Genomic DNA, 25,050 nt, shown 5'->3' with positions numbered 1-25,050 from the left:
AGGAATGGCACACCCATGGCCCGACTAGTGGGCGTTGACCTCCCGCGCGACAAGCGCATGGAGATCGCACTTACCTACATCTACGGCATCGGCCGTACCCGCTCCCAGGAAATCCTGGAGGCGACGGGTATCGACCGGGACCTGCGCACCAAGGACCTGACCGACGATCAGGTCACCCAGCTGCGCGATTACATCGAAGCGACCCTGAAGGTGGAGGGCGACCTGCGCCGCGAGGTGCAGGCGGACATCCGCCGCAAGATCGAGATCGGCTGCTACCAGGGCCTGCGGCACCGTCGTGGCCTGCCGGTGCGCGGCCAGCGGACCAAGACCAACGCGCGTACCCGCAAGGGCCCCAAGCGCACCATCGCCGGCAAGAAGAAGGCCAGGTAAGTAGATGCCACCGAAGAAAGCCGCCGCTTCCTCCGCGAAGAAGGGGCAGAAGACCCGCCGCAGGGAGAAGAAGAACGTCCCGCACGGCGCCGCGCACATCAAGAGCACGTTCAACAACACGATCGTCTCGATCACCGATCCGCAGGGCAACGTCATCGCCTGGGCGTCGTCGGGTCACGTCGGCTTCAAGGGGTCGCGTAAGTCGACCCCGTTCGCCGCGCAGCTGGCCGCCGAGAACGCTGCCCGCAAGGCCCAGGAGCACGGGGTCAAGAAGGTCGACGTGTTCGTGAAGGGGCCCGGTTCGGGCCGCGAGACCGCCATCCGCTCGCTGCAGGCCGCCGGCCTCGAGGTCGGCGCCATCGCCGACGTCACGCCGCAGCCGCACAACGGTTGCCGTCCGCCCAAGCGGCGCCGGGTCTAGGGAAGAGGGACTAGAAACTCATGGCTCGTTACACCGGACCGGCCACCCGCAAGTCGCGTCGTCTCGGCGTCGACCTCGTCGGTGGCGATCAGTCGTTCGAGAAGCGCCCCTACCCGCCCGGCCAGCACGGCCGCGCGCGGATCAAGGAGAGCGAATACCGCACGCAGCTGCAGGAGAAGCAGAAGGCCCGCTTCACCTACGGCGTGCTCGAGAAGCAGTTCCGTCGCTACTACGACGAGGCCAACCGGCAGCCCGGCAAGACCGGTGACAACCTGCTGCGCATCCTCGAGAGCCGGCTGGACAACGTCGTGTACCGCGCCGGCCTGGCGCGCACCCGCCGGATGGCCCGCCAGCTCGTCAGCCACGGACACTTCACCGTCAACGGCGTCAAGGTCGACATCCCCAGCTACCGGGTGTCGCAGTACGACATCATCGACGTCAAGGAGAAGTCGCTGAACACCGATCCGTTCGTGATCGCGCGGGAGACCGCGGGTGACCGGCCGATCCCGTCGTGGCTGCAGGTCGTCGGCGAACGTCAGCGCATCCTCGTCCACCAGTTGCCGGAGCGCGCGCAGATCGACGTGCCGCTGACCGAGCAGCTGATCGTCGAGCTCTACTCGAAGTAACACCCCCGGCCGTCCCGATGACGGCAGGGTCACGCGGCATCAAATAGCGGGTGTCGTGAAGAAGGAGAAAACACCATGCTGATCTCTCAGCGCCCCACACTGTCCGAAGAGACGGTCGCCGAGAACCGCTCCCGGTTCGTCATCGAGCCGCTGGAGCCCGGTTTCGGGTACACGCTGGGCAACTCGCTCCGGCGCACGCTGCTGTCGTCGATCCCCGGCGCAGCGGTCACCAGCATCCGGATCGACGGTGTGCTGCACGAGTTCACCACCGTGCCCGGGGTGAAGGAAGACGTCACCGACATCATCCTGAACCTCAAGAGCCTGGTCGTGTCCTCCGAGGAGGACGAGCCGGTCACCATGTACCTGCGCAAGCAGGGTCCGGGTGAGGTCACCGCGGGCGACATCGTGCCGCCGGCCGGTGTCACCGTGCACAACCCCGAGATGCACATCGCGACGCTGAACGACAAGGGCAAGCTCGAGGTCGAGCTGGTCGTCGAGCGCGGCCGCGGCTACGTGCCGGCCGTGCAGAACAAGGCGTCCGGCGCCGAGATCGGCCGCATCCCGGTCGACTCGATCTACTCGCCGGTGCTCAAGGTGACCTACAAGGTGGAGGCCACCCGTGTCGAGCAGCGCACCGACTTCGACAAGCTGATCCTCGACGTCGAGACCAAGAACTCGATCAGCCCGCGTGACGCGCTCGCCTCGGCGGGTAAGACGCTGGTCGAATTGTTCGGGCTCGCACGTGAATTGAACGTGGAAGCCGAGGGCATCGAGATCGGGCCGTCGCCGGCCGAGGCCGACCACATCGCCAGCTTCGCGCTGCCGATCGACGACCTCGACCTCACGGTGCGGTCGTACAACTGCCTCAAGCGCGAGGGCGTGCACACCGTCGGCGAGCTCGTCGCCCGCACGGAGTCCGACCTGCTCGACATCCGCAACTTCGGCCAGAAGTCCATCGACGAGGTGAAGATCAAGCTGCACCAGCTCGGTCTCTCGCTGAAGGACAGCCCGGCCACGTTCGATCCGTCAGAGGTGGCCGGCTACGACGCCGCCACGGGCACCTGGAACAGCGACGCCGGCTACGACCTGGACACCGACCAGGACTTCGCCGAAACCGAACAGCTCTAAGAAGTATCCGTCCCGGCCCTACCTGATACGGGGGCCGGCCCCAATGAGGAGATAGTCGCAATGCCCAAACCCACCAAGGGTCCTCGCCTCGGCGGATCGTCGTCGCATCAGAAGGCGATCCTGGCCAACCTGGCCACGTCGCTGTTCGAGCACGGCCGGATCAAGACGACCGAGCCGAAGGCACGGGCGCTGCGTCCGTACGCGGAGAAGCTGATCACCCACGCCAAGAAGGGTGCGCTGCACAACCGGCGTGAGGTGATGAAGAAGATCCGGGACAAGGATGTCGTGCACACCCTGTTCGCCGAGATCGGGCCGTTCTTCGCTGACCGCGAGGGTGGCTACACCCGCATCATCAAGGTCGAGCCGCGCAAGGGCGACAACGCCCCGATGGCGGTCATCGAGCTGGTGCGCGAGAAGACGGTGACCGCTGAAGCGAACCGGGCCCGCCGGGCCGCCGGTAGCACGCAGACCGCTCCGGTCGCCGCTGCCGGGGCACCGCAGGCGTCGGTCGAGCCGGAGGCCGCCGAGGGCCCCGACACCGACGATTCGTCGGCTGTCGAGTCCGGTGACGCTCTGCCCGAGGCGGAGGACACCACGGCCACCGAGGCGTCGCGGTCGACCGAGACCGACGATCCGACCGCCGACGAGGCCTCGGACGCTGACAAGTCCTAGTGACGCCATGAACGAGCCCGCCATCGAATCCGATGGCGGGCTCGTTCGTCTCTCCCGTCGCTACGCTCGCCCGGTGATTCGTCTTCGGCTCGATGTCAGTTACGACGGCACCGACTTCGCCGGCTGGGCGACCCAGGCCGGTCAGCGCACGGTCGCCGGGCTGATCGACGGCGCGCTGTCGACGGTGTTCCGCACGCCGGTGGTGGTGCGGGCGGCTGGGCGTACCGACGCGGGCGTCCACGCCACCGGACAGGTCGCCCACGCCGACGTGCCGGGCGACGCGCTGGCACACGCCCATCCGCGCACCCCGCGGCCCGCCGACCCAGAGTTCGGCCCGCTGGTGCGCCGGCTGAGCCGATTCCTACCCCCCGATGTGCGGGTCCGCGACATCACCCGCGCCCCCGCGGGTTTCGACGCCCGCTTCTCGGCGTTGCGCCGCCACTACGTCTACCGGCTCGGCATCGCGCCCTACGGTGTGGAACCGCACCTGGCGCGCTACGTGACGGCCTGGCCGCGGCCCCTCGACGTCGAGGCGATGAATGCGGGCAGCCGCGAACTGGTCGGGCTGCGCGACTTCGCGGCCTTCTGCCGGCACCGTGAGGGGGCGACGACGATCCGCGACCTGCAGCGGCTGGACTGGACCCGCGACGGCGATCTGCTCACCGCGCACGTCACCGCCGACGCGTTCTGCTGGTCGATGGTGCGCTCGCTGGTCGGTGCGCTGATCGCGGTGGGTGAGCATCGCCGCGAACCCGGCTGGTGTGCGGGGCTGCTGACCGCGACCCGCCGATCCAGCGATTTCGCCGCGGCACCGCCGCAGGGGCTGACCCTCGTCGGCGTGGACTATCCGCCGGACGACGAGTTGGCCGCACGCACGCTGGTCACCCGGGACCTGCGCGTCATCGACTAGGTCAGATGCGGCCGGCGATGAAGTCGGCGGCCTGATTGACCATTCCGGCGTTGATGTAGGCCCTGGCCGCGTGGTCGGGCCAGTTGCCTTCCCAGGTGTTGGGGTCGGCCGGGCTGCAGATCGGGTCGGCGCCGTGGCACAGCTCGATGGTGCGTTCGCGGTAGAGCGGGCTGAAGTTCGTGATGGGCCCGACCCAGGCGATTCCGTTACCGAACAGCGCGACCGCCGCGATGTGCCGGTCCATTCCCGGCGGTAGCGGCTTGTCGAACCCGAACGCCGCGATGGGCGCGGCCAGCACGACGTCGGTCACCGCGGCGCCGAGGGAGTAGCCGCCCAGGACCAGCCGGGTGTCGGGGCACCGCCCCGCCATGTCCTGGATGCGCGAGCTCATGTCGTTGGCGCCCACATCGATCTCGGTGTCCGCCGGGTACTGCACGGTGTAGAGGTCGATGTCCTTGCCGGTCTTGCTGCGCAGGGCGCTGATCAGCGCGTTGCCGATGACGCCCGCGCCGGGCGCCTCGGTACGGCCGCGGGCGAAGATCAGCTCTGCCTGGGGGCAGGCCTGCGCGGAGGCGACGGGAGCGAGGGGCGGCAGCACCGTGGGTGCGACAAGCAGTCCCGCGGCGACGAGTACACCCGCGGTGAGGGCCAGACACCGGCGGAGCCAGGGGGACGACGCAGAGTGATCATGCACCCCGTCGATGTTAACCGACACGGTCGTCAGACGAGCCCGGCTGCGAATCCTGCAGCCTGGCCGATGAACGGTGAGGACTCGTAGTGGGTGTGCGCGAACGGGTTGCGGCCGTCGGAACAGATCGGGTCGCCGTCGCTGCACAGGTCGACGCTGCGGCCGGCGAACAGGCCCTGCGCGGAGACCGGGTTGCCGAATTTCGTGGCGGGGTTGCCGAACACCGCGACCGCCGCGACGTCGCTGACGTAGCTCGCGGGCAGCGGCGGCGCCGAGCCGATGTCGCCGATGCGGTTGCCCAGCGGCGGTACGCCGGCGAGCATGTCGATCACCGCGGCGCCCTGCGAGTAGCCGCCCAGCACGAACCGGGTGCCGGGGCACTGGGAGGAGACCGACGCGATGCGCGCGGTCGCGTCCGCGGCGCCCGCGGCGGTGTTGAGGAAGTCGTAGGTGGCCGGATAGTTGACGCCGTAGGTGCTCAGCGTGCGTCCGCCGAGCATGGGCCGCATGGCGTCGGCGAGGGCCTGGCCGACCCGGCCGATGCCTGCGGGTTCACTGGTTCCGCGCGCGAAGATCAGCTCGACGTCCGAGCAACCCTGTGCGGCGGCGGCGCCCGCGCCGACGAGGACACCGGCGGAGGCGACGGAGAGAGCGGTGGCGGCCAGGCGCGCACCGGCACGGAGCAGGTTCACCGGCACATACTCACATAGATGTGCTAGCTACATCCAACAGAATCCGTATCCGTCCGCTTCTGAGGAGGTGTTTCCGGCCACATCACCTCGGCGACGACTTCGCGCTCGCCCTGCCGGGCCAGCACCAGACCGGTCAGCACGACGACCGCGCCCACGGCCTGGATCGGGGTGATCGACTCGCCGAGCATCACCCAGGCGGCGAGCACCGCGAACAGCACTTCGGACAGCCCGACCAGCGAGGCGAAACGCGGCCGCAGCCGGGCGATGCCGATGATGCCGAGCGTGTAGGCGACGGCGGTCGGGATGAGGCCCAGCGCGATCACGGGCACCACCCACGACGTCGTCCAGCCGGCGATGACGGTGTCGTTCGCGGTGAAGGTCAGCGGCATGACGCCGAGCATGCCGAGCAGCGCGGTGACCGCGCCGCCGACGGCCAGGCCGCCCGCGGCGAGCGTGATCGGATGCACGCCGGAGTCGTCTCCGCCGGTGCCGGCCCGCTCCGACATCAGGAAGTAGCAGGCGGCACAGACGGCGGCGGCCATACCCCACCCGACGCCGACGAGGTTGATGTCCAGACCGGCGAATCCGCCGGTGCCGACGATCCCGAGGACGAGCATGATCCCCGTGACGGCGACCGCGACGCCGGCCAGCGTCAGATGCGACGGCCTGCGCCGGGTACTCAGCCACACCCAGGCGACGACGAGGATCGGCGCGGTGTACTCGAGCAGCAGCGCCACGGCGACCGACAGGTGCGAGACCGCGTTGTAGTAGAAGAGCTGGGCGCCGGCGATCGGGACCGCCCCGTACGCGAGGACGGTTCGCCAGTGCGTGGCGGCCTCGCGGATCCAGCCGGGGCGCATGACGGTCGCGAACACCGCCATCAGCAGGGCGCCACCGGCCAGACGCGCCGTGACGGCCGCGGTGGGGCTCCACCCGGCGACCATCAGCGACTTGCCCAGCGGCCCGGACATGCCGAACGCGAGCGCCGAACTGACGGCGAACAGGAGGCCGACCCGGAACTGGTTCGCCGAGCGGTGCGGTGTCGTGAGGGCGCCGGCCGCGGTCATGTCCACCTCCAAGAAGTGTGTAATGAGTAAAATGAGCTTTGGTCCTGACCGTAATGATCGAAGGAGTCATGAGTCAAATGAATTTCACTCATGACACTGAACTCACGTTGCGAGCGGCGTGTGTGCTGATCAACACCGACCGCGTCGACGGTGAACAACTCGGCGATCTGGCGTCGCTCGACGAGTACCTCGACAGCTTCGGCTGGACCGGGCGGCGCGACCGCGACGATGCCGAACTCGCCGAGGTGCACCGGCTGCGGACCCGGTTGGGCAAGATCTGGGCGGCCGCGGGCGACGAGGTGCGCACGGTCGGGCAGGTCAATGCACTGCTCTCCGACACCCGCGCTTCACCGTGGTTGACCCGTCACCCCGAGATGCCCGAATGGCATCTGCACCTGGCGTCCATTCACGACCCGCTGTGGCAGCGGATGGGCGCGGAGATGGCGATGGCACTCGCCGACCTGATTCGCGGCGGGGAGCTGCGGCGGCTGAAGATCTGCGCCGCACCGGACTGCGAAGCGGTGTTGGTCGACCTGTCGCGCAACCGGTCCCGGATGTTCTGCGACACCGGCAACTGCGGCAACCGCCAGCATGTGGCGGCCTACCGCGAGCGGCGCGCCAAGGACTCCTAGAAGTCGTCCGCGTCGAGTCGGCGGGCGTGGTCGAGGACGGCCGGGCGATCGCAGGACACGTACCGCGCCTGGTTGCCGCCGGCCCGGCGGGCGTCGTACATCGCCATCGTCGCGATCGTGATCAGCTCGTCGAGCAGGTCCGACGGCGGGCAGGCGGCCAGCCCGCGCATCGGTGTGCTCACCACGCCCATGCTGGCCGTGACCCGCGGCGGGGTCGCGGCGATCGCCTTGCGGACCCGCTCCACCAGTGGGAAGGAGTCGGGCGTGGGGAACGTGTCGGCGATCAGGTATTCGTCGTCGCCGGTGTGGGCGACGAACGCGTTGTGGCGCGTCGTCTCGCGCAGGGTCTGGCCGATCGCCACCCGGGCGCGCTCACACGCCAGCGCGCCGTCGGTCTCACCCAGCAAGCGCATGTTGTCGAGGTTGATGACCACCAGCACGAGCCGCTGGTCGTCGTCGCGGCTACGGGCGACGACGTGGCCGGCGGCGCGGTAGAACGCCTCGCGGTTGAGCAGGCCGGTCAGCGGGTCGATGTCGGCGTTGTCCACGTCGATGTCCACGGCGTACAGCAGGAGGTGGCATGCGAACGGCACGGCGACGGTGACGGTCATGACGATGGTCAGTGACGTCACCGCCCAGATCGGATCGGCGGTCTCGGCCAGCCGGAACGCCAGCACGATTCCCGTGAACTCGGCGAGCGTGAACACGAACACGATGTAGTGGGCGGTGTGGAAGAGCGCGATGTAGGCGCCCAGCACCGCGAACCCCGTCGCGAGCAGGAGACCGGCCTCGGGGTCGGACATGATGAGACAGCCCGCGGCGATGATCACGGCGGTCACCACCACGAACATCCCGGACTGCCGTCGCGACGGCCACCGGCGCCGCAGCCAGAACCCGGCGATCACCAGGCAACTGACCGTGACGACCATCCCGATCCCGCGCTCGACGGTGCCCTGCGGACCGGCGTCGCTCCACTGCATCGCCAGCGGCACCAGCCCGAGCGTGGCGATGAACATCGCGATCAACCGGCACGTCGCCGACTGCGCTTCCTTGGCGGCGAGGAACGAGGTGAGCCAATAGAAATGCTCGGGCTGGCGCCAGTACTGCCGCACCGCCTGGAACATCTGGATACCTCCCACCGCTTCGTTCACTGTATGCCCGGGCACGGACGTGGAGCTGCGAAATCAGCGTCAGGTGAACGGCTCCAGCGCCGTTAGGCTCCCCTTCGGGGGTGGACATGGGACGACCGACCACCCGGCTGCAGGTCAGCGGGTACCGATTCCTGATGCGCCGGATGGAGCACGCACTGGTCCGCGCGGACGTCCGGATGCTCGACGATCCGCTGCGCGGCCAGTCGATCGCGCTCGTCGCCGGTGCGGTGCTCGCGGCGATCGTGCTGGCCGGATGCGCGGTGTTGGCGGTGCTGCGGCCGCAGGCGGGCATCGCCGACGCGGCGATCGTGATGGACGGGGAGTCGGGAGCCCTCTACGTCCGCATCGACGACACCCTGCATCCGGTACCCAACCTCGCGTCGGCGCGGCTGATCGTCGGAGACGCCGCGGAACCGAGGACGGTCAGCACCCGGGCGCTGACCGACGCGCGGCGCGGACCGCAGGTCGGCATTCCCGGGGCGCCGGCGAGCATCGGACCGGCGATGGGTGATGCCGGCTGGACCGTCTGCGACACCGACACGTCGACGACGGTCGTGGTGGCGCCGTCCCCATCCGGCGCGGCGCTCGGCGACGGCGCCCTGCTGGTCACTGCGCGGTCGGAGGGCCCGGCGGTGACCTACCTGCTCCACGCCGGCCGGCGGGCCGCGGTCGACCTACGCGACACCGCCGTCGTTCGGGCTCTGCGGCTCGACGGGTTGACGCCGCGGCCGGTGTCCCGCACGCTGCTCGACGCCCTTCCGGAGGATCCGCCGATCACCGCCCCGACGGTGCCGGACTCCGGTGGTCGGGGTGCCCTGGCCGGACATCCCGTCGGCGCGGTCGTTCGCCTGCCGCGCGCCGACGCCACGGAGTACTACGTCGTGCTGGCCGACGGCGTGCAGCGCATCGGCGAGGTCACCGCCGACCTCATCCGCTTCACCGTCGCGCAGCGGGGCGGCGACATCCCGACCGTCACCCCGGATGCGGTGCTTGCGGCCGGCGTCGTCGACACCCTGCCCATCGCGTCGCATCCCGAGCGGGTCACGCCCGCCGATCCGGCGGTGTTGTGCGCGCACTGGGCGGTGGCCGGCGAGCAGGTGACGACGGCGTTGTTCGACGGCGCCGAACTGCTGCGTGACACCCCCGGGGTCGAGCTGGCGCAGGCCGACGGGGCGGGCCCCGCCGTCGACGCCGTATCGGTGCCCCCGGGACGCAGCGTGCTCGGCCGTCCGGTCAGCGTCACCGGCGGCGGCGGCGAGGCGCAACCGCGCTATCTGATCACCGATCTCGGCGTGGTGTTCGGAATTCCCGACGACGACACCGCCCGGCATCTCGGTCTGGCCCCTCCGCCGGTCCCCGCGCCGTGGCCGGTGCTCTCCCGGCTCCCGCGGGGGCCCGAATTGAGCCGTGCTGCAGCGTCAGTCGCGCGCGATGCGGTCGGCCCGGGCGTGCCGGCGCGATGAGGCACTCCACCCGACGAGGATGGCGACCCCGACGCACAGTCCCGCTCCGGCCGTCGCGATGCGCCGTGGTCGCGGATCTGCCCGGACGTCCGGTGGTACGGCGACCGGTCGCGCCGTATCGTCCGGCAGGGCGGCGGGGGCCCCACCGCTGACCGCGGCCGATACGTCGACCACACCGTGACCGACGACGGGATCCCAGCCGCCAGGCGGCCGGTGCGCGGTGTCCTCGATGCGTTGCATCACCTGACGGGCGGTCAGATGCGGCCATCGTGAGCGCACGAGCGCGGCCACCCCGGAGACCACCGGAGCGGCGTAGCTGGTGCCGGCGATCGGCGTGGCATCTCTGGCCGCGGGCAGGGCGTCGACCAGTCCGTCACCGTCCGGGTCGAGTGAGACCACCCGCTCGCCCGGTGCGGCGACGTCGACCCACGGCCCGGCGAGGGTGAACGCCGACGGGGCACCGTCGGCCGTCACCGACCCGACGGTCAGCACCAGATCGTCGTACCAGGCGGGGCTGGCGATGGATTCGACTGTGCGCCAATCAGGGCGCCCTGGGTTCGTCGGATTCTGGGTGGGGCACTGGCCCGGTCCGCCGACGTTGCCCGCCGCGGTCACGACCACCGCGTTGCGCACGTCGACGGCGTAGGACAGCGCAGCGCCCAGTGCCCGGTCGTCAAGGGCCTCGGCCGACGCCAGGCACGCCACCGACGACACATTGATGACCGTGGCGCCGAGATCGGCCGCGGCGCGCACCGCGAGTGCCAACGTGTGCACGTCACCGTAGCCGCCGGCGCCGGGTTCGTCGGCCGGGCCGAACTTGTTGCTCGACTGCCGGATGCCCAGCACCGCCGCGTCAGGCGCCACGCCGTCGAATTCACCGCTGGCTCCGATGATCCCGGCCACCAGAGTGCCGTGCCCGTCGCAGTCGTCGGTGCCGTCACCGGTGGACACGTAGTCACCACCGGGGATCAGCCGGGGGAGCAGCCGGTGCCGGGCCACGCCGGTATCGATCACGGCGACGGTCTGCCCGGCGCCCCGGGTGAGGGGCCAGACCTTCGGCAGGTCGAGCATGTCCAGCTGTGATGAGCCCGTCGCTGCGTCCGCGCCGGCTGTGCGGACGGCGCCGGAACACTCCGAGCGCTGCGCGGTGCGCTGCGGCGGTGCCGGTGGTGCGGGCGCCGGCAGGAACGATTCGTCGACGGGGGGAGGAGTCACCGCCGACACAGGTGGGGCGGTGACCAACGGCACGCCCGCCACGAGCAGCCCGGTGAGCGCCGTCGCCGCCATGCGGGTGGTCATATCAGGCTCGCGGTGCGCACCAGGCTGAACACGTCCAGCACCGCGCAGGCGACGGGGACGACCGCGGCCAGCACGGCATACTCGAACACCTCCAGCGACCGCGACGCGACCGGTGACGTTTCGCCGGAACCCTCGTGTGCGATCGCGGCGACGCCGGCGCACACGGCGACCGCCGCCGCCCACTGGCCGTACTGTGCGGCAACTATCGCGAAACCCGCTGTGAGGGCAGAGGTCCCGGACAGAGTGAGCGCCCACCGGCACCGCCCGGCGGCGTAGCAACGGGAGCGCAGCAGCAGCGCCGCCCCGACGACGGCGCAGAACGCGGCGCCAGGCACCCAGTGTCCCGAGCCGCGCAGACAGGCGATCGCCACGACGGCGGATCCCACACCCGCTGCCGCACAGGCGCCGAGGACGAGTCCGATGAGCACCCGGTGCCCGGCGCTCGCCCCTCGATCTGCGTCGGGGTGCGGTTCGTCGCTCAGCGACGGTGCGGGCGCGAGCCCGCCGATCGCCACCGACAGCCGGGGCGCCACGCTCAACCCGCCGAGCGCGAGCAGTGCCAGCAGCACGCCGGCCGAATGGCTCGGCAGCTCCCACACCACCGCGCCGGACATCGCGACAGTGGCCAGCAGACCGCCGCACGCCGAGGCCGTCGACGCGACGGACGAGCCGACGCCGAGCCGGAGGAGGACGAGTGAGGCGGCGCCGGCCGTCGCCGCGGCGAGCAGTGCGTGCGGTGCGCCGAACGGACCGGGAACGGCGAGGGCGCCACACAGCGCCGCCATGAGGACTGTGAGGCACGTGAGCGGGCCGCACACCCACAGACCGCGGCCCGACCGGGTAGCGGCGACCGCGGCGCCGGCCACCACGCACCACAGCGCACCCGCGGTGAGCACCGATGCCGGACCCGCACTCCGCCCGGCGAGGCAGGCCAGTGCGCCCGCCGACGCGGCGACCAATCCGGTGGTGACCCGCAGTGCGCGCGTATCGCCCCGTGCGGGGGCCGCCGCGATCACCGCCGTGACGAGGTCGGTGCGGCCGAAGACGGGTAGCCGCGGTCGCGCCGGGCTCAACAGCAGCAGATCACCGTCACCGATACCTTGATCCTGCAACGCAATCGACTCATCGAGCACGGCTCCGCTCACCGTGGTGAGCTGCCACGGCTCTCGTGGTCCGGTGGGCCCCGCCGTCACGAGGTCGACGATCTCGGGGAGCAGCGACACCACCGGAACCCGCGCCGGCAGAACCAGATCGACCGCGTCCATATCGTCGTCGGCGTACACCGACACGTGACACACGTTGAGTGACATGACTCCCCCCGGGATCGCTCGTGACTTCGTCACCGTAACCGCGCGAGCCGACACCCCGACGCACGGAATTTCCACGCTGTGGACAGGGAACCGATCCGTGGTCCCGGCCGTCCAAACAACGATGGACATCACCGAACGCCTGGCCCGTACGGGGGAATTCGTCCTGCAGACGCCGCCTGCGGTACCCCGGCAGGCCGGCGGTCACCCGCTGGCCCGGCTGATGCCTTTCGCGATGCTCATCGCCGCAGGCGGGATGATGCTGCTGTACTTCACCTCCGGGGCGGGCCAGGCGCGCAGCCCGATGTTCGGCTTCTTTCCCGTCATGATGGTGATGTCACTGGTCGGCACCCTGGTATTCGGCGCCCGCGGGACACAGCGCGGCGCCGAGGTCGACCGTAACCGGCGCGATTACCTTCGCTATCTCGACGGTGTCGACCGTGCCGTCGCCGGCACCGCTCGCGGGCAGTACGACGACGAGCACCACACCCACCCGGATCCGCACACCCTGTGGGTCATCGCCGGCGGCGGCCGAATGTGGGAGCGCAGTCCGCAGCACGCTGAGTTCGGTTGTGTACGAATCGGTCTCGGTCAAGCGCCGACGAGCGTCCAGCTGGTCGCGCCGCAGGCGGCGGGCAACGACGACGTGGATCCGGTGACCGCGGAGGCCGCGCGGGCGCTGGTGAGGGACCGGTCCACGGTCGACGGTCTGCCGCTCACTGTGAACCTCCTCGTCCCCGGCCTGATCTGCTTCAGCGGTGATCCCGCCGCGGTGCGGAACCTCGTCCGGGCGGCGCTGTGCCAACTCGCCACACTGCACGGCCCCGACGACGTCACCGTGCGTGCCGTCGGGGGCGCGTGGGACTGGCTGAAGTGGATACCGCACCAACGATCGTCCGGTGCGCACCTCGTGCTGATCGCGGACGGAGCACCCCTGCCGGCCCCCTCACCCGCCGTGACGGTGCTGTGCCTCGGCGCGGCGGAAGACGGTGACACCACCGTGCACGTCGAACGGGGTGAGGTGGTGATTCGCGACCGCGCCGGCGACGAGCGGGTGGGCAAGCCGGACGGGCTCACCCGCGAACAGACCGTCGTCTGCGCCAGGCGGTTGGCCGCCCGCGCAGGCGTCGACGAGGCGCCGGCCCGAACGGCGCCCCGGAACTGGCAGGATCTGCTCGGCATAGGGGATCCGGCGTCGGTCGACCCCGCGGCCGTGTGGCGACCGCGGGCCCCGGCGCAGTTCCTCCGCGTGCCGATCGGGCTGTCGGACAACGGGATCCCGGTGGAACTCGACCTCAAGGAAGCCGCCGAACACGGGATGGGGCCGCACGGATTGTGCGTCGGCGCCACCGGCTCGGGAAAATCCGAGCTGCTGCGCACGTTGACCCTCGGCCTGATCGCCTCGCACCCGCCGGACACCCTGAACCTCATCCTCGTCGACTTCAAGGGCGGCGCCACCTTTCTCGGCCTGGACCGGACCGCACACGTCTCGGCGGTGATCACCAACCTCGAGGAGGAAGCGCATCTGGTCTCGCGCATGCGGGACGCCCTGGCCGGCGAGATGCACCGCCGCCAGCAACTGCTGCGCAGCGCCGGAAACATCGCGAACATCGCCGGCTACCGGAAGGCGAGGTCGTCGCGACCCGATTTGCCTGCGCTGCCGGTGCTGCTCATCGTCGTCGACGAATTCTCCGAACTTCTCACCCAGCATCCCGATTTCGCCGAACTGTTCCTCGCGATCGGGCGGGTTGGCCGCTCGCTGGGCATGCACCTGCTGCTCGCGAGCCAACGCCTCGACGAGGGCCGGCTGCGCGGACTCGACACCCACCTGTCGTACCGGATCTGCCTCAAGACCTTCTCGGCCGGCGAATCGCGGGCGGTCCTCGGTGTGGCTGACGCCCACGATCTGCCCAACACCCCCGGCGTCGGCTATCTGAAAACGGCCTCCGGCGAGCTGACCCGATTCCGCACGGCATTCGTCTCCGGTCCGGTCACCGCGGCGCGCGGCGCACCCGATAACGCGCCCAGGCCGCGGCTCTTCACCACCGCCGCAGGTGAACCGCACGAAAAGACCTCGTCTGCAACCGGTTCGATGTCATCGCTGCTCGACGCCGTGGTGGACCGGCTGGCCGGCCACGGCACTCCGGCCCACCGGGTGTGGCTGCCGCCCCTGTCTGATCCACCCACTCTCGACGCCGTGCTGTCCCGCGCGCCTACCGACCAGGCCGCGCCGCTCAGCGTGCCGATCGGCCTGGTGGACTGCCCGTTCGAACAGCGGCGCGAGCTCTACGCCGTCGGCCTCGGTGGCGCGGCGGGCAACGTCGCGGTGGTCGGAGGTCCGCGCGCGGGCAAGTCGACTGCACTGCGCACACTGATGCTGGCGCTCGCGGCCACGAACGATCCCCGGGACGTGCAGTTCTACTGCCTCGACCTCGGCGGCGGTGCACTGGCCGCGATGGCGGACCTGCCGCACACCGGCGTGGTGGCCGGACGGCAGGACGCCGATCTGCTCCGCCGGATCGTCGCCGAATGCGAATCCCTCGTCCGCGCACGGGAACAGCGGTTCCGCCGCGACGGCATCGAGTCGATCGCCGACTACCGTCGCCGCCGCGCCGCGGGAGATCCCGTCGCCGGGGGAGACCCCTACGGCGAGGTGTTCCTCGTCGTCGACGGCTGGGCGGTCCTGCGGCGGGACTTCGAGCAACTCGAGCCCTCGATCACCGCGCTCGCCGTTCAGGGGCTGTCCTATGGCGTGCACGTCGTCCTCACCGCATCGCGCTGGGCCGATCTGCGCCCGGCGCTCAAGGACCAACTCGGCACCCGCATCGAGCTGCGCCTGGGAGATCCGGCGGAATCGGAGATGGACCGCAAGCGGGCCCGGCAGCTCACCGACGGTCCACCGGGCCGGGGCCTCACCCGCGACGGGCGCGAGACGGTGATCGCGTTGCCGCGCCTCGACGGACACCGGAGTGCCGATGGGCTCGGCGCGGCGCTCACCGCCGCCGCGGGCACCTTGCGGATCCGCTACGGGCATCGCAGTGCGCCGCCGATCGCTGCGCTACCCGCACTCGTCCGTCGCCACGACATCGCCGGCGCCCAGTCCGCAACCCGGGTGCTCATCGGACTCGGTGAAGCGGAAAGAACCGCGGTCGCAGTCGATTTCGCGGCACAGCAACATCTCATCGTGCTCGGCGACGTCGAGTGCGGGAAGACCGCCGTGCTACGCACACTGTGCGCCGGGTTGATCGCGAGCAATCCGCCGGATGCGGTGCAGCTGCTCCTCGTCGACTTTCGCCGCACCCTGCTCGGCGTCGTCGAATCCGACCATCTGGCCGGCTATGTGATGGCCGAGTCCGGGCTCGCCACAGCGGTGCCCGCCCTGATCGAGCGCCTCGCGGCCCGCATGCCCGGCGCAGGCGTCACGCAGCAGCAGCTGCGCACTCGCTCGTGGTGGTCGGGGCCCGAACTGTACGTCGTGATCGACGATTACGACCTGGTCGCCGGTGGGGCCGGATTGACGCCGCTGCTCGGTTATCTGCCGCATGCCCGCGACGTCGGTATGCACGTGATCGTGGCCCGCCGCTCCGGCGGCGCCGCCCGCGCGATGTTCGACCCGCTGTTGGGACGGCTGCGCGATCTCGGTGCGATGGGCCTGATGATGAGCGCCGGACCCGACGAGGGCGTACTCCTCGGCTCGGTCCGCCCGACCCCGCTGCCGCCAGGCCGCGCGACGCTGGTCACCCGCGGTGCGCCCGATCAGCTCATTCAGGTGGCGTGGACGGAGCCGCCGTGACGCTCCTCGAAGTGGGGCCGGTCACGATCCGGGGGCCCCGGCCGATCGACGACGACAAAGCCAGTGCGGCAATCGAATCCATCGACGATGACCTGATGCTCGTCAACGATCGCCCGGCCGCGGTCCGCACCGTGATGACGGAGTTGCTGCGGTCGGCCGCCGGCCCCGGTGACGGCGGACTCACCGTGGTCCACCCGAGTTGGTGGAGCAGGCGCAGGGTGGAGGTGGTGCTCGAGGCGTCGACCGGAATCGACGCCGAGGTGATCACGCGTGCTGAGTTGTTCGGTGACGGTCTCACCCCTGTCGTGGAGATCGCCGCCGAACACGTGGCCGTCGTCTCGACCGGTGTCTGCACGATCACCCGCACCACCGACGACGCGGTGTGCACGGCGGTCGTCCGCGAAATCGGTCATGCGCCAAGCGCGGTCGTCGACGCACCTCCGGGTGTCGGTGGCGATGCGTTGGCTGCGGCGATCATCGCCGCCCTCGGCGAGCGGGGCGTCACCGCCACGCGGGCGGGGCCGCCGGTGGCGCGGGTCACCGATCGGCCGGCACCCGAACGTCGGCGGCGCCGGACCGGCCCACTTCTCGCCGGAGCGCTGGTGACCACCGTGTGCGTGGGCGCCGCGGCCATCACCTACGACGGCACTCCTGCGCCTGCCGAACCGACGGCACTTCTGGTCGAGGGCCGCGTCGGGGTGATCGTCCCCGCGTTGTGGACCGTTCAACGCGTGACCGAGGGCAGCGGTTCGGCCCGCGTCCAGATCACGTCACCCACCGATCACGCCGTCGCGCTGCACCTCACCCAGTCGGTGCTGCCGCGCCCCCAGCCGCTGGAAGAGGTGGCCGACACGCTGCGCGACGCACTCCAGGCTGAAGACGCCGACGTGTTCACCGACTTCCGTGCCGTCGACGAACGAGGCGGCCGGGCGGTCGCCACCTATCAGGAGCGGCGCGCGAAGCATCAGACCGAGTGGGCGGTGCTCGTCGACAACGCCCTGCGGATCGCGATCGGCTGCCAGCACCCGATCGGCGGAGCCGACCCCATCCGGCCGGTGTGCGAGACCGCGGTGCGGTCGACGCACGCGGTGTTCTGAAAAAAACCCGCGACGCAACGGAACCGAACACGACTTCTCGGCGTCGAACCTGATATCGCACACAGCAGAAGGGAATTCACTCGATGACGACACCCACCGGTGGGGCGCTCAACACCGACTTCGAGCTCATGGGCTCTGTCGCCGGCGTGATCGACGCCCGCAACGAAGAGATCCGGGCCATGCTGCAGTCGTTCATCGGCCGCATGACCAGCGTGCCGCCGTCGGTGTGGGGCGGCGTGGCAGCCGTGCGATTCCGCGAGGTGGTCGACCGCTGGAACGGCGAGTCGGTGAAGCTGCACACCGCCCTGCAGCGGATCGCCGAGACCATGCGGAGCAATCAGCAGGCGCTGCTCGCCGCAGCAGACGGGCATTCGCACCAAATCGGTGTCATCGGCCAGACCCTCTAGCGGAGACAATGGGAGACACCATGGACCACGTTCTGTCCTACGACTTCGACCAGATCGAGTACACCGTGCGCCAGGAGATCCACACCACGCACGGACGGCTCAACGCCGCGCTCGACGAACTGCGCGCACAGATCGCCCCGCTGCAGCAGGTGTGGACCCGGCACGCCGCCGAGGCGTACCGCGCCGAGCAGATGCGATGGGATCAGGCGGCCGCGGCGCTGAACGAGATTCTGTTCGGCTTGGGCAGCGCGGTGCGCGACGGCGCCGACGACGTCGCGGCGACCGATCGCAGCGCGGCCAACGCCTGGGGGTGGTGAGCCACCCACCACAGACCCTGTGCGGTCCCGACGGGAGGGGAGCCCGGAGGGACCGCACAGTTCTGCGTTTTGACCTGCGACGACGCGCGCAGGTAAGCTCGCTCGTTGGTGTGCGGTGCCGTCACGGTAACGCGGTCCCCGGGTCAACGTCGGTCGCCGGGACAAACCTCCGCCACGCTAGACCGTCACCCGGGTCACCGGGGTCCGATGCGGGGTAAAACCCGAGATGAGAAGGGTAAGCACTGTGCCTACATACACGCCGAAGGCGGGTGACACCACGCGCTCGTGGTACGTCATCGACGCCACCGACGTGGTGCTCGGCCGGCTCGCCGTCGAAGCAGCCAAGCTGCTGCGCGGCAAGCACAAGCCGACGTTCACGCCGAATGTCGACGGTGGCGATTTCGTCATCGTCATCAACGCCGAGAAGATCGCTCTCAGCGGCGACAAGATCAACAAGAAGTACGCCTACCGCCACTCGGGTTACCCCGGCGGCCTGCGCCGGCGCAGCATCGGTGAGGTGCTGCTCAAGCATCCGACCCGCGTCGTGGAGAGTGCGATCGTCGGCATGCTGCCGCACAACAAGCTGAGCCGACAGGTGCAGAAGAAGCTCAAGGTGTACGCGGGCCCGAACCACCCGCACGCTGCGCAGCAGCCGATTCCGTTCGAGATCAAGCAGGTGGCCCAATGACAGAGGTGACTGGAACCGAAGCCGTCGAATCGACGACCGAGGAAGTGACCGCGGACGTCGAACCCCGCGAGCCCGTCTACATCGACCGCCCGATCCAGACCGTCGGCCGCCGCAAGGAGGCCGTGGTGCGGGTGCGCCTGGTGCCCGGCACCGGCAAGTTCAACCTGGACGGCCGCACCCTGGAGGACTACTTCCCCAACAAGGTGCACCAGCAGCTCATCAAGGCCCCGCTGGTGACCGTCGACCGGGTGGACAGCTTCGACGTCTACGCCCACCTCGACGGCGGTGGCCCGTCCGGGCAGGCAGGCGCCCTGCGCCTGGCGCTGGCCCGTGCGCTCATCCTGGTGCAGCCGGAGGATCGTCCGGCGCTCAAGAAGGCCGGGTTCCTGACTCGTGACCCGCGCGCCATCGAGCGTAAGAAGTACGGCCTCAAGAAGGCCCGTAAGGCGCCTCAGTACAGCAAGCGCTGATCGACATGCCGGATCGCCGGGCACATCCTCGATGTGCCCGGCGATTCGCATTTTGTGAGCCGTCACACACTGCGGATCGAGTAAAGCGCGCCGCGCCGACGGCTCCTGCATGCGCAGGACGTTCGCTGCGGCCCTGCGGCGAGGAGTTAATTAGGACTGCTCGCTCATCGGTGCGGATGCGCCCCGGCGGCTTGAATCCGGCGGCGAGATTGGGAAACCCTCGAATCGGAGCACGGGCGCTGCCATGCGGCGTCGGCGGACCTTCCGCCTCCGGGGACGAGTCAGTCACTCGTACCGAACCGGGCCGTGGCTTCGTGACTGAAAAGGAGCACCCATGAACACCATCCTGAAGAACACCGTCGCCGGCACCGTCCTCGGTGGGGGCCTGCTGTTCACCGCCGGGCTCGGCCTGGCCAACGCCCAGCCCGCCGAGACCCCCGACGGTCTCGTCACCGTCGCGGTCGGCAACACCGCCATCCTCGAAGCCGTGGACGCCGAGACGGCTGCCACCGCCGCCGGCGCGATCTGCGGCACCCCGGCCTCCGATGTGACCGCTCTGGTTGAGCAGGTCGACACCGAGGGCACCGAGCAGACCGTGTGCGAGGGCCTGCCGGGTGGCGCGCTGGCCATCAAGAACGGTGTGCCTGCCGCGGCCGAGGCGCCTGCCGCCGAGGCTCCCGTGGTGACCCCGGGCGGCACCGACGATGTGCAGCTGCCGGCCGAGGGTGAGTCGAGCCAGACCGCTCCGGCCGACACCGCCCCGATCGGATAGTCGATCCACCTGGCACACCGCCCGCATCCACCCGGATGCGGGCGGTGCGTCGTTCGGGGCGGAGTTGGCTCCACGACCGCCTTGTGTGAGAAGTTTGTCCCCATGGCTCGACTGTTCGGCACCGACGGCGTGCGCGGGGTCGCCAACCGCGATCTGACCGCTGAGCTCGCGTTGGCGCTCGGATCAGCGGCCGCGCGACGGCTGAGCACCGGTGGCGACGCCCGGCGCAGGGTGGCCGTCGTGGGCCGCGATCCCCGCGCCAGCGGCGAGATGCTCGAGGCCGCGGTGATCGCCGGCCTGACCAGCGAGGGCGTCGACGCGTTGCGCGTCGGTGTCCTGCCCACCCCCGCGGTGGCCTACCTCACCAACGCCTACGACGCCGACTTCGGCGTGATGATCTCCGCGTCGCACAATCCGATGCCCGACAACGGCATCAAGATCTTCGGTCCCGGCGGGCACAAGCTCGACGACGCGACCGAGGACCGCATCGCCGAACTCGTACAGCAGGGACCCGGTGACCGTCCGGTCGGTGCGGGCATCGGCCGCGTCGTCGACGCCGCCGACGCCCTGGACCGCTACTTGCGGCACGTCGGCAAGGCCGTCACGACCCGCCTCGACGCGCTGACGGTCGTGGTCGACTGCGCCCACGGCGCCGCGTCGGTGGCCGCACCGCTGGCCTACCGCGCGGCGGGCGCCAACGTCCTGACCATCAACGCCGATCCCGACGGCCTCAACATCAACGAGGGCTGCGGCTCGACGCACATGGAGACCCTCCAGGCCGCCGTGGTCTCCTACGGTGCGGATCTGGGACTGGCGCACGACGGTGACGCCGACCGCTGCCTCGCCGTCGACGCCAACGGCCGGGTCATCGACGGCGACGCGATCATGGTGGTGCTGGCGCTGGCCATGAAGGAGGCCGGCGAGTTGACCTCGGACACCCTGGTCGCGACCGTGATGAGCAATCTCGGTCTGCATCTGGCGATGCGCGATGCGGGCATCGAGGTCCGCACCACCAGCGTGGGGGACCGGTACGTGCTCGAAGAGTTGCGGGCGGGGTCGTACGCGCTGGGCGGAGAACAGTCCGGTCACATCGTGCTGCCGTCGCTCGGCACCACCGGCGATGGCATCCTGACCGGCCTGCGCCTGATGTCGCGGATGGCGCAGACCCGCAGGTCGCTGGCCGCCCTCGCCGAACCCATGCAGACGTTGCCGCAGGTGCTGATCAACGTCGCGGTCGCGGACAAGGCGACCGTCGCGCAGGCGCCGTCGGTGCAGACCGCGGTGGCCGAGGCCGAGGCGGCGCTCGGTGACACCGGGCGAATCCTGTTGCGCCCCTCCGGCACAGAACAGGTCGTGCGGGTCATGGTCGAGGCGGCCGACGAGGACACCGCCCGTCAGCTGGCGGTGCGGGTGGCCGAATCAGTGAGCGAACAGCGCTGAAACGTGGAACCGCTGCGCGATGCGCAGCGTCCTAATCTGGCATGGGAGCAGTTCAGGCCGCCCGCGTCGACGGTGCGGCACTCGTGGGCATCGCGGGTCGGTACGACGCGGCCGCGAGCATCGTCGATTCGGCTGTGCGGTCGCACCTTTCGGCGTTGTCGTTCGACGGGTCCGCCGCCGGGCGCGGCTATGTCGCTCACGGTGACGCGTTGCGCGCGGCGGTGGACGACGTGGTGGTCGCGCTGCACACGTGGGCGCGCTCGGCGGCCGGCATCGCGGCGATGTTGCGGGCCTCGGCCACCCGCTATGCGCAGGCCGACGCCGACGCGGCGTCGCGGGTCTGAGCCGTGGCCGGCACCTTTGACGTCGCGGGTCGGTTGGCCGAAGGGCAGCCCGCCGTGGACGATTTCGCGCGATACGCCGAGGCGTGTCAGGCGCTCGGGACCTGTGGCCATGGTCTGACCGGCCGGCTGGAGCAGGCCTACACGACGGAGGCGGGGCTCGACCTGCATGCGCTCGATGCCGACCACGCCGCGTTGCGCGCGGCGGTGGTGGCGGTGCGGGAGGCTCAGCAGGTGCAGGATGCGCAGCTGAATGCGCTGAGCGCCGCGTGGAGCGGGGCGGGTGCCGATGCGGCCGCCGATGTCCTGCACCGGCACAGTGCGGCGTCGACGCAGGCGGTCACCGCGCTGTCGGCCGCGGCCGAGCAAGTGGGTGCGCTGCGCGACGAGCTGTGGCGGATCGTCGATGCGAAGGTGGCCGCCGCGGAGGAGGTGGACGCCAGAACCGATGGCGTGCGGGGGGAGTGGCGGGCGGCGGCGGAGACCGTCAACACGGGAGTGGGGGACCGGTCGACGGCCAGTGAACTGGTCGATGCGCAGGTGGCGCCGTTCGTCGAACAAGACGTCCGTGCGGAATGGGTCGCCGCGATGGAAGCGGCCACCGAGGCGATATGCCGGTGCTTCGACAATGCGACCACCGCGGTGAGAAGTGAAGCGCCCATGGGCTTTCCGGATCCGGGCGCGGTGGCCCCGGTCGCTGCGCCGCCGCTGCCGGCTGTGACGGAACCTGCCGCAGCGACTGCGCCCCCTGCGATGCCGCCCACCGCGGCGATGCCCTCGGCCGGAGCGATGCCGGACATGGGTTCGGGGCTCGGTGGCTTGTCCGGCCTGTCGGGTCTGGGGCAACAACTCGGCGAGATGATCAGCGGTCTGGTGCCCACTGTCGGCGATGCGCTCGGCGAGCTGCCCGAGCCCGAGGAACCCGAGGAACCCGAGTTGGACGACGATACCGACGAGGAAGCCGACGACACGGACGAGGCCGAGGACGAGGACGCCGAGGTTGAGGACGAGGAGGCGGCGGAGCCAGAAGGCGAGGGTGACGAGGTTGGCGAGGAAGGCGAGGTCCTCGAGGAGGGCGTCACCGAGCCGGTCGTCACAGCAACCGAGCCGCCCATCGATGAACCCGCCCCGGAACCCCCGGCGCCGACTCCCGCACCGGCGGCGCCGCTGGCGGCACCCGTTGCGCCCCCGCCGGACCCGGCATCGGCGACACCGTGCGAAATCGCAGCCGACGAGGTACCGCAGGTGGGCGAGTAGCGACTCGCGAGACTGAACTCACGCAGGTCGCCACTCGCACTTTCACTGCGTGGTTTCAGTCTCACGGCAGCAGCGCGTGCAGTTCCTCGACGAAGCGCACCGACTCACGACGGTCGGCGGTGACCGGCTGCAGCAGCAGCGTGGTGGCGCCGGCCTCGGCATAGGCGGCCAGCCGCTCCTTGACGAAGCCCTTCGGCCCGATCAGCGACACCGACCGCACGAGCTCGTCGGGCACGGCATCGATGGCCTCGGCCTTCTTGCCCGCCAGGTACAGATCCTGGATGTGGTCGGCCACCTCGCCGAACCCGTAGCGGGTCGCGAGGTTGTGGTAGAAGTTCTTGCCGCGCGCGCCCATACCGCCGATGTACAGCGCCAGTTGGGGTTTCACCCACGCCAACCGGTCGTCGACGTCGTCGCCGACGGCCAGCGCCGCGCTCACCATCACGTCCAGCGGGCCGAGTTCCGGATCGCGCTTGGCCAGCCCCGCCCGCAGCGCGTCACCCCATGCCGCGTCGGCGCGCTCGGGATAGAAGAACACCGGCTGCCAGCCCTCGGCGATCTCCGCGGTGAGCTCGACGTTTTTCGGCCCCAGCGCCGCGATCGTGATCGGAATACGTTCGCGCACCGGATGATTGATGAGATGCAGCGGCTTGCCTAGCCCGGTGCCCCGGGCATTGGGCCCTTCGCTGGGCAGCGGGATCTGGTAGTGCCTGCCGTCGAATTGGACGTTCTCGCGGCGCCACACCTGCCGGCAGATCTCGACCACCTCGCGGGTGCGGCCCAGCGGCGCGTCGAACGGGACGCCGTGGAACCCCTCCATCACCTGCGGGCCGGACGTCCCGATACCGAGCCGGAAGCGGCCGTCGGAGACGTAATCCAGCCCCGCCGCCGTCATCGCCAGCAGTGACGGGGTGCGCACATAGATCGGCACCACGCCGGAGCCGAGTTCGATGCGGGTGGTCTTGGCCGCCAGATAACCCAACTGGCTGATCGCGTCGAACGAGTAGGCCTCGGCCACCAGGGCGATGTCGACACCGACCTTCTCGAGTTCGACGACGTCCTCGACGGCCTCACGGAAGCCGCCCGCATAACTCATGAAGATGCCAGTGCGCATGAAAGGGTTATACAGCCAACCGGTTGGTTGGGCCAACTAAGAGGTGGCTACGGCTTCAGCAGCGCGACGACCTTGTTCTCCAGATCGACGGGATCGTCGGAGTGCGGATCCATCACGTCGGTCTTCGGAAGCACCGCCTCGGAGCTGCTGAAATCGCGGTACTTCCGATCGCCGGTCAGCTCGTTGAGCAGGTATCCGGTCAGCAGCGCACGCACGATCCTCTGGGTGCCTCTGTCCTCGCCCGGGAGCTTCACGGCCCGCGCCAACCGGCGACCCTCGACGAGGCCGCCGGCGGTCACCTTGTGCACCGCGCGCATCGTCGCCGGCTTCCACGCGCGCGCCAACTCGACCGCATTCGACCGCAGCGACATCGGATCGCCCGGATCGGCCAGGATCAACCCGGGGACCTGCAGCGAAGCCGCCGGCTGTTCGGCCGGCGGCCGGGAGACGGTCGGGAACAGCGCGGCCGCCGCCTGCAACCGATCCGGCATACCGGCGGCGGTGAACACTGCGGCCGACCCGCCGAAACCGTGCCCGACCACGGCGAGCTTGGCCGGGTGCACGCTGATCTGACCCGGCCCGAGCCGCACCCCGGTGATGATGTCGAGCGTGGTGCCCAGGTCGAAGGCGAGGTTGAGCACCGACGGCGCGATGCCGGTCTCGGTGTCGGGCGCCGCCGCCACGATTCCCCAGGACGCCAGATGTTCGAGCGTGCCGCTGTAGCGCAGCCCACTGGCCAGCCAATCGTGCCCGAACGCCACACCGGGCAGGTTCATCCCCGATTCCGGGGTGTACACCACGCCGGGTAAACCGGCGAAGGCCAGGTCACCGCGCAGAACGCGATAAGGGCCGCGGCGGGTCAAAGCCTTGAACAGCTTCTTTGTGCTGGCCACGTGACGACCGTAGCT

The 25,050-nt window shown here is 70.2% G+C and carries 26 protein-coding genes; 18 read left to right on the top strand and 8 right to left on the bottom strand.

Annotation, left to right across the window (positions count from 1 at the left end):
- The first annotated feature begins 15 nt into the window (after positions 1-15).
- The 6 genes from rpsM to truA all read left to right on the top strand — a co-directional run bounded on the left by rpsM (position 16) and on the right by truA (position 4,147).
- Positions 16-390 (top strand): 30S ribosomal protein S13, encoded by a 375-nt coding sequence (rpsM, locus tag G6N30_RS15275; protein WP_134054168.1) that lies wholly within the window; start codon positions 16-18, stop codon positions 388-390.
- Positions 391-394: 4 nt separating this feature from the next.
- The gene (gene rpsK, locus G6N30_RS15270; RefSeq protein ID WP_011558523.1) at positions 395-811 is read left to right on the top strand and encodes a 30S ribosomal protein S11; all 417 of its coding nucleotides are present in this window, start codon (positions 395-397) and stop codon (positions 809-811) included.
- A gap of 20 nt (positions 812-831) precedes the next feature.
- Entirely contained in the window at positions 832-1,437 is a 606-nt protein-coding gene (rpsD, locus tag G6N30_RS15265; protein ID WP_059090097.1) for a 30S ribosomal protein S4, read from the top strand.
- 75 nt (positions 1,438-1,512) lie between these two features.
- Positions 1,513-2,565, top strand: coding sequence for a DNA-directed RNA polymerase subunit alpha (locus G6N30_RS15260; RefSeq protein ID WP_059096608.1), 1,053 nt, complete (start codon positions 1,513-1,515; stop codon positions 2,563-2,565).
- A 60-nt stretch (positions 2,566-2,625) separates the two neighbouring features.
- Entirely contained in the window at positions 2,626-3,237 is a 612-nt protein-coding gene (gene rplQ / locus G6N30_RS15255) for a 50S ribosomal protein L17 (protein ID WP_134054166.1), read from the top strand.
- Positions 3,238-3,244: 7 nt separating this feature from the next.
- Complete coding sequence (gene truA, locus G6N30_RS15250; protein WP_134054164.1) at positions 3,245-4,147, top strand: tRNA pseudouridine(38-40) synthase TruA; 903 nt, start codon at positions 3,245-3,247, stop codon at positions 4,145-4,147.
- Position 4,148: 1 nt separating this feature from the next.
- Here the strand turns inward: truA and G6N30_RS15245 are convergent, their stop codons facing one another.
- The 3 genes from G6N30_RS15245 to G6N30_RS15235 are packed head-to-tail and all read right to left on the bottom strand — an operon-like array spanning position 4,149 to position 6,594.
- Positions 4,149-4,862 (bottom strand): cutinase family protein, encoded by a 714-nt coding sequence (locus tag G6N30_RS15245; RefSeq protein ID WP_134054162.1) that lies wholly within the window; start codon positions 4,860-4,862, stop codon positions 4,149-4,151.
- A 5-nt stretch (positions 4,863-4,867) separates the two neighbouring features.
- On the bottom strand, positions 4,868-5,533 hold the full coding sequence (locus G6N30_RS15240; RefSeq protein WP_134054160.1) for a cutinase family protein: 666 nt from the start codon (positions 5,531-5,533) through the stop codon (positions 4,868-4,870).
- Between the two features lie 17 nt (positions 5,534-5,550).
- Complete coding sequence (locus G6N30_RS15235) at positions 5,551-6,594, bottom strand: EamA family transporter (protein ID WP_134055318.1); 1,044 nt, start codon at positions 6,592-6,594, stop codon at positions 5,551-5,553.
- A 77-nt stretch (positions 6,595-6,671) separates the two neighbouring features.
- Between G6N30_RS15235 and G6N30_RS15230 the strand changes: the two genes are divergently transcribed.
- Positions 6,672-7,226, top strand: a complete 555-nt coding sequence (locus G6N30_RS15230) for a CGNR zinc finger domain-containing protein (RefSeq protein WP_134054158.1) — start codon at positions 6,672-6,674, stop codon at positions 7,224-7,226.
- On the opposite strand, the gene G6N30_RS15225 is transcribed toward G6N30_RS15230, so the two are convergent.
- The gene (locus tag G6N30_RS15225; protein ID WP_234880144.1) at positions 7,223-8,365 is read right to left on the bottom strand and encodes a GGDEF domain-containing protein; all 1,143 of its coding nucleotides are present in this window, start codon (positions 8,363-8,365) and stop codon (positions 7,223-7,225) included. The genes G6N30_RS15230 and G6N30_RS15225 overlap by 4 nt on opposite strands.
- 98 nt (positions 8,366-8,463) lie before the next feature.
- Between G6N30_RS15225 and eccB the strand changes: the two genes are divergently transcribed.
- Positions 8,464-9,840 (top strand): type VII secretion protein EccB, encoded by a 1,377-nt coding sequence (gene eccB / locus G6N30_RS15220; protein ID WP_134054156.1) that lies wholly within the window; start codon positions 8,464-8,466, stop codon positions 9,838-9,840.
- Here eccB and mycP read toward each other — a convergent pair.
- Entirely contained in the window at positions 9,796-11,139 is a 1,344-nt protein-coding gene (mycP, locus tag G6N30_RS15215; protein ID WP_134054154.1) for a type VII secretion-associated serine protease mycosin, read from the bottom strand. The two genes, eccB and mycP, sit on opposite strands and share 45 nt — an antisense overlap.
- Complete coding sequence (eccD, locus tag G6N30_RS15210; protein ID WP_134054152.1) at positions 11,136-12,449, bottom strand: type VII secretion integral membrane protein EccD; 1,314 nt, start codon at positions 12,447-12,449, stop codon at positions 11,136-11,138. The genes mycP and eccD overlap by 4 nt, the downstream gene beginning before the upstream one ends.
- 121 nt (positions 12,450-12,570) lie before the next feature.
- Between eccD and eccCa the strand changes: the two genes are divergently transcribed.
- From eccCa to G6N30_RS15160, 10 genes are all read left to right on the top strand, one after another.
- The gene (gene eccCa / locus G6N30_RS15205; protein ID WP_134055314.1) at positions 12,571-16,239 is read left to right on the top strand and encodes a type VII secretion protein EccCa; all 3,669 of its coding nucleotides are present in this window, start codon (positions 12,571-12,573) and stop codon (positions 16,237-16,239) included.
- Entirely contained in the window at positions 16,236-17,336 is a 1,101-nt protein-coding gene (locus G6N30_RS15200; protein WP_234880143.1) for a type VII secretion-associated protein, read from the top strand. Before eccCa ends, G6N30_RS15200 begins: the two co-directional genes overlap by 4 nt.
- A gap of 83 nt (positions 17,337-17,419) precedes the next feature.
- The gene (locus tag G6N30_RS15195; protein WP_134054150.1) at positions 17,420-17,743 is read left to right on the top strand and encodes a WXG100 family type VII secretion target; all 324 of its coding nucleotides are present in this window, start codon (positions 17,420-17,422) and stop codon (positions 17,741-17,743) included.
- 20 nt (positions 17,744-17,763) lie between these two features.
- Complete coding sequence (locus G6N30_RS15190) at positions 17,764-18,060, top strand: WXG100 family type VII secretion target (protein ID WP_134054148.1); 297 nt, start codon at positions 17,764-17,766, stop codon at positions 18,058-18,060.
- A 244-nt stretch (positions 18,061-18,304) separates the two neighbouring features.
- Positions 18,305-18,748 (top strand): 50S ribosomal protein L13, encoded by a 444-nt coding sequence (rplM, locus tag G6N30_RS15185; protein ID WP_134054146.1) that lies wholly within the window; start codon positions 18,305-18,307, stop codon positions 18,746-18,748.
- The gene (rpsI, locus tag G6N30_RS15180; protein WP_134054144.1) at positions 18,745-19,218 is read left to right on the top strand and encodes a 30S ribosomal protein S9; all 474 of its coding nucleotides are present in this window, start codon (positions 18,745-18,747) and stop codon (positions 19,216-19,218) included. Before rplM ends, rpsI begins: the two co-directional genes overlap by 4 nt.
- Before the next feature lie 334 nt (positions 19,219-19,552).
- Positions 19,553-19,990, top strand: coding sequence for a hypothetical protein (locus G6N30_RS15175; RefSeq protein ID WP_134054142.1), 438 nt, complete (start codon positions 19,553-19,555; stop codon positions 19,988-19,990).
- A 102-nt stretch (positions 19,991-20,092) separates the two neighbouring features.
- Positions 20,093-21,430, top strand: a complete 1,338-nt coding sequence (gene glmM, locus G6N30_RS15170; RefSeq protein ID WP_134054140.1) for a phosphoglucosamine mutase — start codon at positions 20,093-20,095, stop codon at positions 21,428-21,430.
- A gap of 41 nt (positions 21,431-21,471) precedes the next feature.
- On the top strand, positions 21,472-21,774 hold the full coding sequence (locus G6N30_RS15165; protein WP_134054138.1) for a DUF7162 family protein: 303 nt from the start codon (positions 21,472-21,474) through the stop codon (positions 21,772-21,774).
- Positions 21,775-21,777: 3 nt separating this feature from the next.
- Positions 21,778-23,028, top strand: coding sequence for a hypothetical protein (locus G6N30_RS15160; RefSeq protein WP_134054136.1), 1,251 nt, complete (start codon positions 21,778-21,780; stop codon positions 23,026-23,028).
- A gap of 61 nt (positions 23,029-23,089) precedes the next feature.
- On the opposite strand, the gene G6N30_RS15155 is transcribed toward G6N30_RS15160, so the two are convergent.
- Both G6N30_RS15155 and G6N30_RS15150 read right to left on the bottom strand, forming a co-directional pair.
- Positions 23,090-24,142, bottom strand: coding sequence for an LLM class F420-dependent oxidoreductase (locus G6N30_RS15155; protein WP_134054134.1), 1,053 nt, complete (start codon positions 24,140-24,142; stop codon positions 23,090-23,092).
- 47 nt (positions 24,143-24,189) lie between these two features.
- A complete protein-coding gene (locus G6N30_RS15150; protein WP_134054132.1) occupies positions 24,190-25,035 on the bottom strand; it encodes a dienelactone hydrolase family protein in 846 nt (281 codons plus the stop codon).
- Between the last annotated feature and the right edge of the window lie 15 nt (positions 25,036-25,050).

The organism is Mycolicibacterium litorale (assembly GCF_010731695.1).
GTDB classification, from domain to species: Bacteria; Actinomycetota; Actinomycetes; order Mycobacteriales; family Mycobacteriaceae; genus Mycobacterium; species Mycobacterium litorale.
This window is presented reverse-complemented; position numbering and strand designations above follow the sequence as displayed.

Excerpts from the sequence above, each read along its gene's own strand:
- rpsM (WP_134054168.1), top strand. The coding sequence starts at position 16 with ATGGCCCGACTAGTGGGCGTTGACCTCCCGCGCGACAAGCGCATGGAG.
- rpsK (WP_011558523.1), top strand. The coding sequence starts at position 395 with ATGCCACCGAAGAAAGCCGCCGCTTCCTCCGCGAAGAAGGGGCAGAAG.
- rpsD (WP_059090097.1), top strand. The coding sequence starts at position 832 with ATGGCTCGTTACACCGGACCGGCCACCCGCAAGTCGCGTCGTCTCGGC.
- G6N30_RS15260 (WP_059096608.1), top strand. The coding sequence starts at position 1,513 with ATGCTGATCTCTCAGCGCCCCACACTGTCCGAAGAGACGGTCGCCGAG.
- rplQ (WP_134054166.1), top strand. The coding sequence starts at position 2,626 with ATGCCCAAACCCACCAAGGGTCCTCGCCTCGGCGGATCGTCGTCGCAT.
- truA (WP_134054164.1), top strand. The coding sequence starts at position 3,245 with ATGAACGAGCCCGCCATCGAATCCGATGGCGGGCTCGTTCGTCTCTCC.
- G6N30_RS15235 (WP_134055318.1), bottom strand. The coding sequence starts at position 6,594 with ATGACCGCGGCCGGCGCCCTCACGACACCGCACCGCTCGGCGAACCAG.
- G6N30_RS15230 (WP_134054158.1), top strand. The coding sequence starts at position 6,672 with ATGAATTTCACTCATGACACTGAACTCACGTTGCGAGCGGCGTGTGTG.
- eccB (WP_134054156.1), top strand. The coding sequence starts at position 8,464 with ATGGGACGACCGACCACCCGGCTGCAGGTCAGCGGGTACCGATTCCTG.
- mycP (WP_134054154.1), bottom strand. The coding sequence starts at position 11,139 with ATGACCACCCGCATGGCGGCGACGGCGCTCACCGGGCTGCTCGTGGCG.
- eccD (WP_134054152.1), bottom strand. The coding sequence starts at position 12,449 with ATGTCACTCAACGTGTGTCACGTGTCGGTGTACGCCGACGACGATATG.
- eccCa (WP_134055314.1), top strand. The coding sequence starts at position 12,571 with ATGGACATCACCGAACGCCTGGCCCGTACGGGGGAATTCGTCCTGCAG.
- G6N30_RS15195 (WP_134054150.1), top strand. The coding sequence starts at position 17,420 with ATGACGACACCCACCGGTGGGGCGCTCAACACCGACTTCGAGCTCATG.
- G6N30_RS15190 (WP_134054148.1), top strand. The coding sequence starts at position 17,764 with ATGGACCACGTTCTGTCCTACGACTTCGACCAGATCGAGTACACCGTG.
- rpsI (WP_134054144.1), top strand. The coding sequence starts at position 18,745 with ATGACAGAGGTGACTGGAACCGAAGCCGTCGAATCGACGACCGAGGAA.
- G6N30_RS15175 (WP_134054142.1), top strand. The coding sequence starts at position 19,553 with ATGAACACCATCCTGAAGAACACCGTCGCCGGCACCGTCCTCGGTGGG.
- glmM (WP_134054140.1), top strand. The coding sequence starts at position 20,093 with ATGGCTCGACTGTTCGGCACCGACGGCGTGCGCGGGGTCGCCAACCGC.
- G6N30_RS15165 (WP_134054138.1), top strand. The coding sequence starts at position 21,472 with ATGGGAGCAGTTCAGGCCGCCCGCGTCGACGGTGCGGCACTCGTGGGC.
- G6N30_RS15155 (WP_134054134.1), bottom strand. The coding sequence starts at position 24,142 with ATGCGCACTGGCATCTTCATGAGTTATGCGGGCGGCTTCCGTGAGGCC.